Origin of the sequence: Streptosporangium becharense, from assembly GCF_014204985.1 — a bacterium.
GTDB lineage: Bacteria > Actinomycetota > Actinomycetes > Streptosporangiales > Streptosporangiaceae > Streptosporangium > Streptosporangium becharense.
Window position 1 is genome coordinate 2,085,305 of the sequence record NZ_JACHMP010000001.1, and the last position, 13,186, is coordinate 2,098,490.

The 13,186-nt window shown below is 70.7% G+C and carries 13 protein-coding genes; 6 read left to right on the plus strand and 7 right to left on the minus strand.

Annotated features, from left to right (window positions below; all coding sequences use genetic code 11):
* Positions 1-85 precede the first annotated feature (85 nt).
* The 5 genes from F4562_RS08950 to F4562_RS08970 form a co-directional block, all read right to left on the minus strand.
* The gene (locus F4562_RS08950) at positions 86-2,362 is read right to left on the minus strand and encodes a tetratricopeptide repeat protein (RefSeq protein ID WP_184542494.1); all 2,277 of its coding nucleotides are present in this window, start codon (positions 2,360-2,362) and stop codon (positions 86-88) included.
* Positions 2,363-2,408: 46 nt separating this feature from the next.
* Positions 2,409-3,158: an SCO6745 family protein gene (locus tag F4562_RS08955; protein WP_246473388.1), complete on the minus strand. Its 750-nt coding sequence runs from the start codon at positions 3,156-3,158 to the stop codon at positions 2,409-2,411.
* 81 nt (positions 3,159-3,239) lie between these two features.
* On the minus strand, positions 3,240-4,046 hold the full coding sequence (gene dapF, locus F4562_RS08960) for a diaminopimelate epimerase (RefSeq protein ID WP_184542498.1): 807 nt from the start codon (positions 4,044-4,046) through the stop codon (positions 3,240-3,242).
* Between the two features lie 156 nt (positions 4,047-4,202).
* Positions 4,203-5,108 (minus strand): tRNA (adenosine(37)-N6)-dimethylallyltransferase MiaA, encoded by a 906-nt coding sequence (gene miaA / locus F4562_RS08965; RefSeq protein ID WP_184542500.1) that lies wholly within the window; start codon positions 5,106-5,108, stop codon positions 4,203-4,205.
* A gap of 83 nt (positions 5,109-5,191) precedes the next feature.
* Positions 5,192-5,707 (minus strand): methylated-DNA--[protein]-cysteine S-methyltransferase, encoded by a 516-nt coding sequence (locus F4562_RS08970; protein WP_311734032.1) that lies wholly within the window; start codon positions 5,705-5,707, stop codon positions 5,192-5,194.
* Positions 5,708-5,726: 19 nt separating this feature from the next.
* Here F4562_RS08970 and F4562_RS08975 point away from each other — a divergent pair, with 19 nt between their 5' ends.
* Entirely contained in the window at positions 5,727-6,683 is a 957-nt protein-coding gene (locus F4562_RS08975) for a ribonuclease Z (protein ID WP_184542504.1), read from the plus strand.
* On the opposite strand, the gene F4562_RS08980 is transcribed toward F4562_RS08975, so the two are convergent.
* On the minus strand, positions 6,659-7,324 hold the full coding sequence (locus tag F4562_RS08980; protein ID WP_184542506.1) for a class III extradiol dioxygenase subunit B-like domain-containing protein: 666 nt from the start codon (positions 7,322-7,324) through the stop codon (positions 6,659-6,661). The genes F4562_RS08975 and F4562_RS08980 overlap by 25 nt on opposite strands.
* A 133-nt stretch (positions 7,325-7,457) precedes the next feature.
* Positions 7,458-8,954 carry a tRNA (N6-isopentenyl adenosine(37)-C2)-methylthiotransferase MiaB gene (miaB, locus tag F4562_RS08985; protein ID WP_184542508.1) on the minus strand — a complete coding sequence of 499 codons (1,497 nt, stop codon included), beginning with the start codon at positions 8,952-8,954 and terminating at the stop codon, positions 7,458-7,460.
* Positions 8,955-9,119: 165 nt separating this feature from the next.
* Here miaB and F4562_RS08990 point away from each other — a divergent pair, with 165 nt between their 5' ends.
* The 5 genes from F4562_RS08990 to F4562_RS09010 all read left to right on the plus strand — a co-directional run bounded on the left by F4562_RS08990 (position 9,120) and on the right by F4562_RS09010 (position 13,181).
* Entirely contained in the window at positions 9,120-9,779 is a 660-nt protein-coding gene (locus tag F4562_RS08990) for a Uma2 family endonuclease (RefSeq protein WP_184542510.1), read from the plus strand.
* An 80-nt stretch (positions 9,780-9,859) separates the two neighbouring features.
* Positions 9,860-10,615 (plus strand): amino acid ABC transporter ATP-binding protein, encoded by a 756-nt coding sequence (locus F4562_RS08995; protein ID WP_184542512.1) that lies wholly within the window; start codon positions 9,860-9,862, stop codon positions 10,613-10,615.
* Positions 10,616-10,650: 35 nt separating this feature from the next.
* Positions 10,651-11,469, plus strand: coding sequence for a glutamate ABC transporter substrate-binding protein (locus F4562_RS09000; protein ID WP_184542514.1), 819 nt, complete (start codon positions 10,651-10,653; stop codon positions 11,467-11,469).
* A 60-nt stretch (positions 11,470-11,529) separates the two neighbouring features.
* Positions 11,530-12,198, plus strand: a complete 669-nt coding sequence (locus F4562_RS09005) for an amino acid ABC transporter permease (protein ID WP_184542516.1) — start codon at positions 11,530-11,532, stop codon at positions 12,196-12,198.
* Positions 12,195-13,181, plus strand: a complete 987-nt coding sequence (locus tag F4562_RS09010) for an amino acid ABC transporter permease (RefSeq protein ID WP_184542518.1) — start codon at positions 12,195-12,197, stop codon at positions 13,179-13,181. The genes F4562_RS09005 and F4562_RS09010 overlap by 4 nt, the downstream gene beginning before the upstream one ends.
* Positions 13,182-13,186 lie beyond the last annotated feature (5 nt).

A 13,186-nucleotide genomic window follows, 5' to 3' on the forward strand; every position in this document is an offset into this window, starting at 1 on the left:
AATGAGATTCTAGGGCCATGACGCCACGACGCCCGCGGGGATCCCCGCGGGCGTCGTGGCGTCGTGGCGCGGATCGCGCGCGGTCCTACAGTCCGTACTCCTTGACGATCCGTTCGTGCCGCTCCACCTCGATGTCGACGGCCTTGGCCAGGTCGAGCCAGGCCAGCGGGTGCACCCAGCGCTCGGTGGCGTCGTCCAGGAGCGCGTCGACCTCGACCGGGGAGACCTCCGGCGGGACCGCGATCCAGCCGAACACGCCGGGCAGCGGCTCACCCGTGCTCGGGTGGGTCACCTTGTAGTTCTCGTCGCTGTAGACCCACATCGGCCAGCCGCGCTCGGCCAGGACGTCGTTGAACTCGGTCCAGTCGGCCTCGCTGGGAGCGGCTCCGTCGAAGAACCAGCTGGTGTAGCCGCCGGGACGCAGCATGCTCACCGCGGCGAACGGCGGGACGAAGTGCTCCTGCTCCTCGGCGCTCTCCGGGATCGGCTCCAGCAGCTGCGGCTCGAAGACGACCAGGTCGCCGGCGTTGTAGTCCATCCCGGGGGGCTGCGGGATGGCCAGGCGCGCGGTCGCCGGGCCGGTGCGCAGGCTGAGGACCTGACGCTGGCTGCCGTCGGGGGCGGGCAGGATGATGCGCACCAGGCCCATGTCCTCCTCGATCGGCCCCTCGGCCGACTGCAGCGGCATTCCGATCTTGGCGGCCCCCAGACGCACCGTCTCCCAGTCTTCCGCCGCCGTCGCCATGGTGATCATCCGCCAGATGTCCGGGTGCTCGATCTCCTCGGAGTCGAGGACGTCCCGCAGGATGGCGGCGCCCTTGGCGTTGTCCCCGAGCTGCTGCACCGCGGCCGACCACAGGCGGTTCGCCTCGACGCCCACACCCGCGGCGACCGCGGCCTCGCCCTCGGCCGCGGCCTGCTCCCAGCGCTCGCGCGCGCGGTGCAGCCGGCCCAGGGCCATGTGACGCTGGGCGGCGGGAAGCCGCTCGGCCATCTGCTCCAGCCGCTCGTCTTGGCGGGCCTCGATCAGCAGACCGGTGAGGTAGGTGACGTCCTGCGGGTCGGCCGTCTCGATCTCACCGGACTCCACCAGCATGGCCCAGTAGATGTCGACGCCCTTGGCGGGGTAGCCGAGGAAACCCACCGTGGTGGTGTGGCGGCGGGTGGCCTCCAAGTCCTGACCGGACAGCGGGGCCAGCCAGCCCACCCAGCGCTCGGGGTCGGCGTTGAAGCCGTCGGCGGCGTCGAAGTAGGCGACCAGCTCGGCGTCGGGACCCGGCGCCGGAAGCGGAACGGTCTGGTCGGCGGCGGTGCGCAGCTCGGCGATCCGCTCGGCGAGATCGCCGGGGCTCCGCAGCTCGCCCACGGCGGACTCGGCGAGGTCGGCCAGCAGGCGGGCCTGCCAGACGCCCTTGCGGGCCACGGCCAGGTGACCGGCGACCAGCGCCAGCTCGGCGCGAGCGCGGTAGCCGCCCATCATGGCGAAGTAGTCGATCCACTGCTTGATCACCCGGCCCAGCTGCCAGCTGTTGGTGATCTGCTCCGACCCGGCGAGCTTGTGGACCGCACGCGACCACTCCACCCAGACGCGCGGGTGGTCGCCGACCACGTCGAGGTCGGGGAGGGCGTCGACGGCCTCCTGTACCCGGCCGAGGGTGGCGAGCAGGAGAGCGCGGAGCACACCCTCCCGGTGCTCCTTGGCCACCGGGTCGTCGGGCTTGAAGCCGCTCGCGGAGTCGAGCGCGCTGAGCGCGTCCTCCGTGCGACCGGCGGCGAGCAGCGCGCGGGCGGAGGCGGCTCCCAGCTCCCAGCTGGCCTCGCGGCCCGCACCGCCCAGCGCCTCCACGGCCGCCTCGGCGTGCGCGATGGCCTCCTGAACCCGGCCGGCGTCGACCAGTGCCGCGACCTGCTGCTCGGCGACGGCGGCGAAGGCGGGCGAGGAGGGCGGGACGTCGAGGGCCGAAAGCGCGGCCACCCGGTCGGCGGCATAGCCGGGGCCGTCGGTGTTGGCCTGGGCGATGGCCAACGCCACGACGGCGCCGGGCGCGGACGGGCAGTCGCGGACGTCGTCGCGCTCGGCGAACTCCGCCAGCGTCTCGGCGTCCGCGATCGCGACGGCGCCCTGCGCGCGGTTGCCGATGCGGCCGATCAGGTGCCAGTAGCGCGCGTAGAACTCCAGCCACGGCAGCTGCAGGCCCTCCGCCTGCTGTGCGATCGCCGGGGCGATCACGTCGAGCTGCGGGTAACGGCCCTCCAGCGCCTGCGCCGGCACGTCTCCGATCGCCATGGCCAGACCGGTGTTTCCTGCTTCGTGCAGTTGCCGCTGGGTGTCGCCGACCCAGGCCCAGATGTCCACGTCCATGAGACGTCAGTCTGCCAGGTCGGCGGGCGTGCCCAAAACGACTCGGCTATCCCGCCCTGTCGAGCAGTTCGACCAGCTCAGCCGAGTCCGCCTCGCCGAGGACGGAGAACGCGGGCGCCATCAGCACGTCAGTGAGCGTTTCGGCGCGCCTGCGGCGCTCGGCCGCCTCCGGTCCCGGCTGTGGAAACGGCTCGGGCCAGGAGAAGAACCGCGCCATGGTCTCGCCCGTGGACAGGCCCAGCGGAGTGCCGTCATGAGCGGCGAGCAGCGTGGCCTCCAGCGGGGACAGCCGCTCGGCCAGGACCGCCACCGCGTGCAGTCCGCCGCGCAGCTCACGGACCAGGTGCAGCAGCTGGGCGGCGCGGGCGGGGGGATCGTCGGCCAGCGGCACCTCCCGCCAGCCCGCGAAGAGCGGGGCGCCCAGGACGTCGGCGCCTGCCACCACCGGCTGCAGCAGCTCGGCCAGGCGCGCGGCGCCCGCGAAGGAGCCGAACCGGCGCCTTCCCCAGTCATGGCAGGCACCGGCGTAGAGCTCGACGGCCTCGGCGACCGGCAGTGCGCGGCCCGCCTCCCAGTTCTCCCTGACGTGCTCGGCGGGGAAGAAGACAGTGGCGGCGAGGACGACGTCGGCGGACACCTCGCCGAGCACCCCGCACCGTCCCCGGAAGTACATCGCCCGGGCGGGCAGGCCGGTTCGCTCACACAGCGCCTTGGCCTCCCGCGAGATCATGAAACCGCCGCCGAGCGCCCCGATCGGCGCCTTCACCCTTGCCGCCGTCACCTGTGGATCGACCATGCGGGCCTCCTAGGTCTGTTGAAGGAACCCAGCATTGCCGGAAAGAACATCATTCGGCAACTGTCCGGCCGTACGGCGTCCTCACAGATCGAGCTCGCCCGAGGCGACCAGGACCGCCGGGCCGGTGAGATGGCTGGTGCGTTCGTCCAGGGTGACCGTGACCGTGCCGCCCGGCACCTCCACCGTCCAGGTTCCGGTGGACTCCCCGGCGAGGTGCGCCGCCGCCACCGTCGAGGCCACCGTGCCGGTGCCGCAGGACCGCGTCTCGCCCGACCCCCGCTCGAAGACCCGCATCACGATCCGGCGCGGACCGACCGGGTTGAGCAGCTCGACGTTGACCCCGGAGGGGAAGACCTCGGGGTCGAACACCGGCTGACGCCCCAGGTCGAGCTGGGCCACCGGGTCACCGATCACACACGCCAGGTGGGGGTTGCCCATGTCGACGTGGAGCCCCTCGTACTCACGCCCCGACACGCTCGTACGGCTCGTGCCCAGGACCCGGGGCAGGCCCATGTCCACGCTCACGTCACCGCTCTCCTCCAGGCGCACCCGCCTGACCCCCGCACGGGTCGCCACGCCGAACTCGCCCGCTCCGGCCAGCCCCGTGTCCACCAGGTAGCGGGCGAACACCCGTATCCCGTTCCCGCACATCTCCGCGAGGCTGCCGTCGGCGTTGCGGTAGTCCATGAACCACTCCGCCTCGTCCGCCTGGTCGGCCACCTCGGCGCTCAGCTTCGTCCGCACCACGTGCAGCACGCCGTCCGCGCCGATCCCCGCGCGACGGTCGCACACCGCCGCCACGAACGTCGCCGACAGCTCCAGCTCAGCGTCGGGGTCGGGAAGGATGACGAAGTCGTTCTCGGTGCCGTGGCCTTTTGCGAATCGCATCCCCCAACTCTATCCACGCTGGTCGCGGCCCCCGGCACGTCATCCCGCCCACCGACCCACCGGCTCGCCGGCGCGGGCCACCGGAGCACCGTCCGGATCGGCGCGCTCCGGCGAACGGGGGGCGGCGCGCTCCGGCAACCGGTTCCCCCGTCCGGATCAGCGGCGTACCACGGCGAGCGCGCGATCCAGCAGGCGCGGCTCCAGCTGCGGGAGCCAGATCACCCGGGGGTCGCGGCGGAACCACGACTCCTGGCGGCGGACGAACCTGCGCGTCGCCCGGACGGTCTCGTCACGCGCCTCCTTCTCCGTCCACTCGCCGTCGAGAAAGCGCAGCACCTGGGCGTAACCCAGCGCCCGGCTGGCCGTGCGGCCCTCGGCGAGACCCCGGGCGGCGAGGACACGGACCTCGTCCACCAGCCCGGCCTCCCACATGTGCCCGACCCGGGCCTCGACCCGGACGTCCAGCACCTCCCGCGGCACCTCCACCCCCAGCTGGACGCTGTCGTAGACCGCGTCGTAGGAGGGCATGGTGGCCGAGAACGGACGTCCGGAGATCTCGATGACCTCCAGCGCCCGGACGATCTTGCGGCCGTTGCTCGGCAGGATGGTCTCGGCGGCCCTCGGGTCACGCTCGCGCAACCGCTCATAAAGCGGGGCCGTGCCCACGCGGCCGACCTCGGCCTCCAGACGGGCCCGCACCTCGGGGTCGGTGCCGGGGAACTCCAGGTTGTCGAGCGCGGCCCGTACGTACAGCCCGGACCCGCCCGCCAGGATCGGCACGACCCCCCTGGACCGCAGATCGTCGATGAGCGGCCGGACCAGCGCCTGGTACTCGGCGACGCTGGCCGTCGTGGTCACGTCCCAGATGTCGAGCAGGTGGTGGGGCACCCCGCGCCGTTCCGCCACAGGCAGCTTCGCCGTTCCGATGTCCATGCCGCGGTAGAGCTGCATGGAGTCGGCGTTGATCACCTCGCCTCCCAGTTCGAGAGCGAGATCCACGGCCAGGTCGGACTTCCCGGCGGCGGTGGGGCCGACGACGGCGATGACAGGTGGCTGAGACACGGGGACAAGTCTGCCAAGTCACCGGGGGCGGTCGAGCAGGGCGATGCGCCGTCGCGCCGGAACCGGCCTTCGCGCGGGCCGGGTCAGTCCCAGTCGAGCGTCGGCTGCAGGTATCCCTCCAGGGTCAGCAGCCACCGCTTGGACTCCACGCCCTCACCCCCGCTGAACCCGCCGAGCCCGTTCCCCGCCACCACCCGGTGGCACGGCACGATGACCGGCACGGGGTTGGCCCCCATGATCGACCCGATGGCCCGCGCCGGGACGCCCGTCCCGCTGCGGGCGGCCAGTTCCCCGTAGGTGACGGCCCTGCCGTAGGGGACCGTCTCCCGCAACGTGCCCAGCACCCTGCGCTGCACCGGCGAGGTCAGCCGCCAGTCGACCGGGACGCTGAAGACCCGCAGCCGCCCCGCGTAGTAGTCGCCCAGCTCCCCCAGGACCGCGGCCGTCCTGCCGGGGTCGTCGACCTCCGCCATGCCGAGCCGGCCCAGCACCCGCCCCCTGAAGTCGTCCAGACCGCCCCAGGAGACGCTCACCACGCCGTCCTCGGTCACGGCGACGACCATCTCCCCCAACCGCGTCGGGACGCTCCCGAACGCCACCGTTCCTACCATGGGCCTCGTGTCCCTTCGCGAACTCGTCGTCCTCGGCACCTCAAGCGCGGTCCCCACCCGCAACCGTAACCACAACGGGTACCTCCTCCTCTGGGACGGCCAGGGCTTCCTGTTCGATCCCGGGGAGGGCACCCAGCGCCAGATGGTCCACGCCGGCGTCGGCTCCCACGACGTCACCTGGATCTGCGTCACACACTTCCACGGCGACCACTGCCTGGGCGTCCCGGGGATCGTCCAGCGCATCGCCCGGGACGGCGTCACGCACACCGTCCAGGCGGCCTATCCGGCGAGCGGGGAGACGTACTGGCGCCGGCTGCGCCACGCGACCGTCTTCGCGGACACCTCGGTGATCGTCGAACGGCCGGTCTCCGGAGAGCTCACCCGTCTCGACGCCGGGCCGGTGACGCTCACCGCCCGGCCGCTCTCCCACCCCGTCGAGTCGTACGGTTACCGCCTGGACGAGCCGGACGGGCGCCGGATGGTCCCCGAACGGCTGCGGGAGCGCGGGGTCCACGGCCCCCGGGTCGGCGAGCTGCAACGCGCGGGCGCCGTCACCGGCCCCGACGGGACCGTCGTCCGCCTGGAGGAGGTCAGCGAACCCCGCCCCGGCCAGAGCGCCGCCTTCATCATGGACACCCGGTTGTGCGACGGGGTCTTCGCCCTGGCCGAAGGGGTGGACCTGCTGGTCATCGAGTCGACGTTCCTGTCCGGGGAGTCGACACTCGCCTCCCGGTACGGCCACCTCACCGCCGCGCAGGCGGGCCGGGTCGCCGCCGAGTCGGGTGCCCGCCGTCTCGTGCTGACCCACATCTCCGAACGGTACGACGCCCGCGACGAGCCCCGGTTCCTGGCGGAGGCGGGTGAGGCGTTCGGCGGCGACGACGGGGACATCGTCCTGGCCCGGGACCTGCTCCGCGTTCCCGTCCCCCGCCGCAACGGTCACCTCCAGCGGGCGACGACGTAGCCGACGCCGTACGGCGCGCCGTCGTAGAGGATCTCGGCCCGCCGGGCGGCGCCGGCTCCGCCGAGCACCTGCAGGGCCGCGCGGCCCGCGACCCACAGCTCCGCGGCCTCATCCGGGTCGAGCGGCGGGACCTCCCCCCGGGCGAGCGCCTCGACGAGGGCCCGCTGGTACGGCTCCGCGCGGGGATCGAGGTAACCCGGCGACTTCTCGGTGAGGCGGGCCGAGCCGTCGGCCATGACCAGCATGGCCACCCGCCCGGCCGTGCCCGCCAGCCGCTCACCGAGGACGGCGCACTCCCGCGGCGGGGCGTCGAAGGAGACGGCGTGGAACGCCGAGGCGGCCGGCCCCTCCCGGTCGAGGAGCCAGCGGCCGATCGTCAGGGAGAGCGGCAGGACCGGCTCCCCCTCGCCCGCGCGGACGTCGACGCCCCATGGCGCCAGGCTCCCGGCGGCGTCCGCGTCGTACGTCGCGGTCCGGTCGGCCCCGCCGACCACGACGACCGCGTCGGGCGCCGCCTCGCGCAGCGCCGTCACCGCCGTCGCGCAGGCGGCGCGGAGATCATCCAGCTCGGGGGCCGCGGCACCGGCCAGCTCGGGGATCAGCAGCGGCGGATGCGGGCAGATGGCTGCGGCGACAAGCACGCGGTCAGCCTAACGGAGCCGCCGGCCCCGGCCCCGCCCGGCGACGGAACCGGGCCGCACCGGCCGCCGCGGCCTCCACCGGCGAGATCGGCCGAGAAGGCCGCCGGGGCGGGCTCCGGCCACCGCGAAGTCGTCAGCGCGTGACGGAGCAGCCGGAGACCTGGGGCAGCGGCGCGGGACGCCCGATGGAGGGCATACCGAGCATGACTCCCGGACCGGTGCCCGCCGCGACGCCCTGCCGGGCCGCCCAGGCATCGCCCGCGCGGGTGCGGCGCAGGCTCAGCACGGGCCCGTCGGCCACCAGGTGGTGCGGTGCCGCGTAGGTGACCTCGACGCTCACCATGTCGCCCGGACGCGGCACCTCGGCGCCGGGGGCGAAGTGGACCAGGCGGTTGTCGGGGGCCCGGCCGGACATGCGGTGGGTCGCCTCGTCCTTACGGCCCTCACCCTCGGCGACCAGCACCTCGACCGTCCGCCCGACCTGCCGGCGGTTCTCCTCCCAGGAGATCTCGTTCTGCAGGGCGACGAGCCGCTCGTAGCGCTCCTGCACGACCTCCTTGGGCACCTGGTCGTCCATGGTGGCGGCGGGGGTGCCGGGCCGGATGGAGTACTGGAAGGTGAAGGCGTTGGCGAACCGGGAGGCGCGCACCACGTCCAGGGTGGCCTGGAAGTCCTCCTCGGTCTCGCCGGGGAAACCCACGATGATGTCGGTGGAGATGGCCGCGTCGGGCATGGCCGCACGGACCCGCTCGATGATGCCCAGGTAACGCTCGGCCCGGTAGGAGCGGCGCATCGCCTTGAGCACCCGGTCGGAGCCGGACTGCAACGGCATGTGGAGCTGGTGCATCACGTTGGGCGTCTCGGCCATGGCCGCGATGACGTCGTCGGTGAACGCGGCCGGGTGCGGACTGGTGAAGCGGACCCGCTCCAGGCCCTCGACGTCGCCGCAGGCCCGCAGCAGCTTGCCGAAGGCGAGCCGGTCGCCGAACTCCACCCCGTAGGTGTTGACGTTCTGGCCGAGGAGGGTGACCTCCAGCACGCCCTGGCCGACGAGGGTACGGACCTCGTTGAGCACGTCGCCCGGCCGACGGTCCTTCTCCTTGCCGCGCAACGACGGCACAATGCAGAACGTGCAGGTGTTGTTGCACCCCACCGAGATCGACACCCATGCCGCGTAGGCGGACTCCCGCTTGGTCGGCAGCGTGCTCGGGAAGGTCTCCAGCGACTCCCTGATCTCGACCTGGGCCTCCTGCTGGAGGCGTGCCCGCTCCAGCAGCACCGGCAGCGAGCCGATGTTGTGGGTGCCGAACACCACGTCCACCCAGGGTGCCCTGCGGACGATCTCGCCCTGGTCCTTCTGCGCCAGGCAGCCGCCCACGGCGATCTGCATGCCGGGGTTGCCCACCTTCGCGGGTCGCAGGTGCCCGAGATTGCCGTAGAGCTTGTTGTCGGCGTTCTCCCGCACGGCACAGGTGTTGAACACGACCACGTCGGCCGTCTCGCCCGGTGCGGCCGGAACGTATCCGGCGTCCTCCAGCAGGCCCGACAGGCGCTCGGAGTCGTGCACGTTCATCTGGCACCCGTAGGTACGTACCTCGTACGTGCGGGCGCTCTCCACGGTGGCAGTCATCTCACAGACAAGGGTAGGCGCTCCGCCGAGCCGCGGGGACGACGCCTACCTTCCGAGGATTCAGTGATGAATCAGTTACGAAGAGTGAAAGGTGTGGCTAACCTGGGGCTCCAGAGCCACATGCGAGAATGAGACTCGTCCGACCGCTGAGAGTGGTGAGCCACGATGGCAATGCTCATGCAGACCTCGGAGGCGCCCGTGAAGGCCAGGAAGCCGCACAAGAAGGCGGCGCCGAAAACGAGCGTCTGGGAGACGCCCGGTGAGCTCAGTGTCGAAGAGTGGTTCGAGCTCAACTCCCGCGATGACGGCGGTCGTTACGAGCTCATCGACGGGAGCCTCATCGTGTCCCCCGCCCCACCGTTCAGACATCAGCGCATCGGAGACCGGCTCCAGACCTATTTGGAGACCATGGCACCGGAAGAGATGATCCCCGTCACCGCGACGGGCCTCCTCCTTGACCACAAGCCCGGGGTGATCCCCGACCTGATGGTGGTAGAGCTGGCACCGTTCGAAGACGGAGCCGAAGTCGCCCTGCCCGAATGGGTCCATCTGGTGGTTGAGATCGTCTCCAAGTCCACCACTGCCACCGACCGGACCGTCAAACACGCCAAATATGCCGAGGCTGGCATCCCTCACTTCTGGCGCGTCGAGATGCGGCCGTTCCGTGGACAGGGATCCGACGAGCTTCCGGTGATTTTCACGTACTCACTTGACGAGGCCGGCGAATACCAGCTCATTCATCGCGTGGCCGCAGGAACGACCGTCGACCTGACCGAACCGTTCAAGCTCACCCTCGACCCGGCCGCGTTGAGCCAGATTCGATGACCAAGGCGTGAGACGGCCGTGATCTGATCGGTACCCCAGGGTTAGCCCGAGGTGGCCTTTACAGAATTACGTTGTGCAGCATGACGGAGAACGGGGACAAGACTCCACTTGTCGTGCTGGAAGGTGTCAACAAGCATTTCGGCAGCCTGCACGTCCTGCGCGACATCAACCTGACGATCTCCCGGGGCGAGGTCCTCGTGGTCATCGGCCCCTCGGGCGGAGGCAAGTCGACCCTGTGCCGGACGATCAACAGGCTGGAGACGATCGACGAGGGCACGATCGTCTTCGACGGCAGGCCGCTTCCGGCGGAGGGCAAGGCACTGGCCAGGCTCAGGTCCGAGGTCGGGATGGTGTTCCAGTCCTTCAACCTGTTCGCGCACAAGACGATCCTCGAGAACGTGACGCTCGGGCCGATCAGGGTCCGCGGCACCGCCAGGGACGTCGCCGAGCGACGGGGCATGGAACTGCTGGAACGGGTCGGCATCGGAGCCCAGGCGTCGAAGTATCCCGCGCAGCTCTCCGGCGGTCAGCAGCAGCGCGTGGCCATCGCCCGTGCCCTGGCCATGGATCCCAAGATGATCCTGTTCGACGAGCCGACCTCGGCGCTGGACCCGGAGATGGTCCAGGAGGTGCTCGACGTGATGATCGGCCTGGCCCAGGAGGGTATGACCATGATGGTCGTCACCCACGAGATGGGCTTCGCCCGCCGCGCGGCGAACCGGGTGGTCTTCATGGCCGAGGGTCAGATCGTGGAGGAGAACACTCCCGACGAGTTCTTCACCAACGCCCGGACCGACCGGGCCAGAGACTTCCTTTCCAAGATCCTCACTCACTGACGGCTCACCCCTGAGGAAAGAACGAGGTAGCGAAAATGCGTATGCGTCGTATTGGAGCCGTGGTGGTGGCAGCCGCGGCGGTCGCCGGCCTCTCCGCCTGTGGCGGCGGCAGCGGCGGTGGCGGTGACAAGTTCGTCGTCGGAATCAAGTTCGACCAGCCGGGGCTCGGCCAGAAGCAGCCGGACGGCTCCTTCAAGGGTTTCGACGTCGACGTGGCCAAGTACATCGCCAAGGAACTCGGTTACCCGGACGACAAGGTCGAGTTCAAGGAGGCCATCTCGGCCAACCGTGAGTCGTTCATCCAGCAGGGTCAGGTCAACATGGTGATCGCCACCTACTCGATCACCGACGACCGCAAGAAGAAGGTCGCCTTCGCCGGGCCGTACCTCGTCACCGGCCAGGACATCCTGACCCGCGCCGACGACACGACGATCAACAGTGTCGAGGACCTCAAGAACAAGAAGGTCTGCGGTGCCCAGGGCTCGTCGTCGCCCCAGCGCCTGGCGGACAAGTTCGGCGCGGCGTGGAAGGACCAGTACCTCACCGAGCAGCAGGGCTACGGCGCCTGCCTGCCGCTGCTGGAGAACAAGCAGGTCGACGCGATCTCCACCGACGCGACGATCCTGGCCGGTTTCGCCGCCCAGTCGCCCGGCAAGTTCCGCCTCGTCGGCAAGACCTTCTCCGAGGAGAAGTACGGCGTCGGCGTGAAGCTGGAGGACAAGGACACCCGCGAGAAGATCAACGCGGCCATCGAGAAGATGTTCCAGGACGGCAGCTGGAAGAAGGCCGTCGACGCCAACTTCGGCGAGTTCGGGAAGTTCTTCGCCAACCCGCCGGCCGTCGAACGCTACTGATCCGGTCACCCCTCGGCCGGGGCTCGCGGACGCCCCGGCCGGTGACCACTGGAGGAATGAGTGCAGGCACTCATCGACGAATTCCCGGTCATCCTGCAGGCCTTCTGGCTGACGATACGGCTCACCCTCGCCAGCGGGGCGGTGGCGCTGGTGCTCGGGACGATCCTCGCGGCGATGCGGGTCAGCCCGTTGCCCGTGCTCCGCGGAGTCGGCACGGTGTACGTGAACGTCGTGCGGAACACCCCGCTGACGCTGGTGATCGTGTTCTGCGGGCTGGGCCTCGGCACGGTGCTGGAGGTCTCGTTCTCCACGAGCCTGTCCACCAACTACATGTGGCTGTCCATCATCGGCCTGTCGGCGTACACGGCGGCGTTCGTCTGCGAGGCGATCCGGGCGGGCATCAACACGGTGCCCGTCGGCCAGGCCGAGGCGGCCCGCGCGATCGGGCTCACCTTCGGTCAGAACCTGAGACTGATCGTGCTGCCGCAGGCGTTCCGCGCGGTGGTCGCCCCGCTCGGCAGCATCCTGATCGCGCTCACCAAGAACACCACGATCGCCGCGGCCATCGGCGTCACCGAGGCGTCCCTGACGATGAAGGCGCTGTTCGAGAGGCATGGTGACGCGGTCGTGCCGATCTTCTGCGGGTTCGCGCTGGGCTTCCTGGTCCTGACCCTGCCCACCGGCCTGCTGTTCAGCTGGCTCTCCAAGCGCCTGGCGGTGATCCGATGACCGCGGTGACCGGCGAACGGCGGCCGGCGCGCAGACGCGTCCAGGGCTCCGATCCCATGAACGTCCTCTACGACGTCCCGGGCCCCCGGGCACGCATACGCAACAACGTACTGACCGTCCTGGTCATCCTCGCCGTGCTGTTCGCGGTCTACGTGATGGTGACCAAGCTCGGTGAGAAGAAACAGCTCGACCCCGCGCTGTGGACGCCCTTCCTCCGCGGCGACGTGTGGGTCAACCTGATCGTGCCCGGCCTGCTGAACACCCTCGCCGCGGCCGCGGTCGCCTCCCTGATCGCGGTGCCCTTCGGGTTCGTCTTCGGCATCGCCCGGCTCTCGGAACACGCCGTGATCCGCCTCGCGGCCGGGGCGGTCGTCGAGTTCTTCCGGGCCATCCCGCTGCTCATCATGATCTTCGCGGTGATGTTCGGCGGAAGCGCGATCTTCGGGCTCACCGTGACGCCCTTCACCGCGGTGGTGGTCGGCCTGGTCCTGTACAACGGCTCGGTGCTGGCGGAGATCGTGCGGGCGGGCATCCTGGCCGTCCCCCGGGGGCAGGGGGAGGCCGCGCTCGCCATCGGCCTGCGCAAGAGCCAGGTGATGTGGATGATCCTGCTGCCGCAGGCGGTCACGGCCATGATGCCGGCGATCGTCGCGCAGCTGGTCGTGCTCCTGAAGGACACCGCCCTGGGCTTCATCGTGTCCTTCGAAGATCTGCTGAACGCGGGGGCACGGGTGCTGCCCTCCAACTTCAACAACATCATCCCGTCGGTGATCGTCATCGCGATCGTCTACATCATCATCAACCTGGCCGTGGGCGCCGTCGCCGTCTGGCTGGAGCGGCGCAGCCGCCGCAGCAGGAAGACGGCCGCCCAGCCGATCGCCCGCCCCGGCTCACCGAGCGCGGTCGAAGCGATCGCCCAGCCGATCGTCCATCCCGACTCATCGGACGCGGTCGAAGGACATCCGAAGAGACCCACGATGTGACAGCG

Bases quoted from the DNA above. Each gene is read 5' to 3' on its own strand.
- F4562_RS08950 (WP_184542494.1), bottom strand. From the start codon at position 2,362: ATGGACGTGGACATCTGGGCCTGGGTCGGCGACACCCAGCGGCAACTG.
- F4562_RS08955 (WP_246473388.1), bottom strand. From the start codon at position 3,158: ATGGTCGATCCACAGGTGACGGCGGCAAGGGTGAAGGCGCCGATCGGG.
- dapF (WP_184542498.1), bottom strand. From the start codon at position 4,046: ATGCGATTCGCAAAAGGCCACGGCACCGAGAACGACTTCGTCATCCTT.
- miaB (WP_184542508.1), bottom strand. From the start codon at position 8,954: ATGACTGCCACCGTGGAGAGCGCCCGCACGTACGAGGTACGTACCTAC.
- F4562_RS08990 (WP_184542510.1), top strand. From the start codon at position 9,120: ATGGCAATGCTCATGCAGACCTCGGAGGCGCCCGTGAAGGCCAGGAAG.
- F4562_RS08995 (WP_184542512.1), top strand. From the start codon at position 9,860: ATGACGGAGAACGGGGACAAGACTCCACTTGTCGTGCTGGAAGGTGTC.
- F4562_RS09000 (WP_184542514.1), top strand. From the start codon at position 10,651: ATGCGTATGCGTCGTATTGGAGCCGTGGTGGTGGCAGCCGCGGCGGTC.
- F4562_RS09010 (WP_184542518.1), top strand. From the start codon at position 12,195: ATGACCGCGGTGACCGGCGAACGGCGGCCGGCGCGCAGACGCGTCCAG.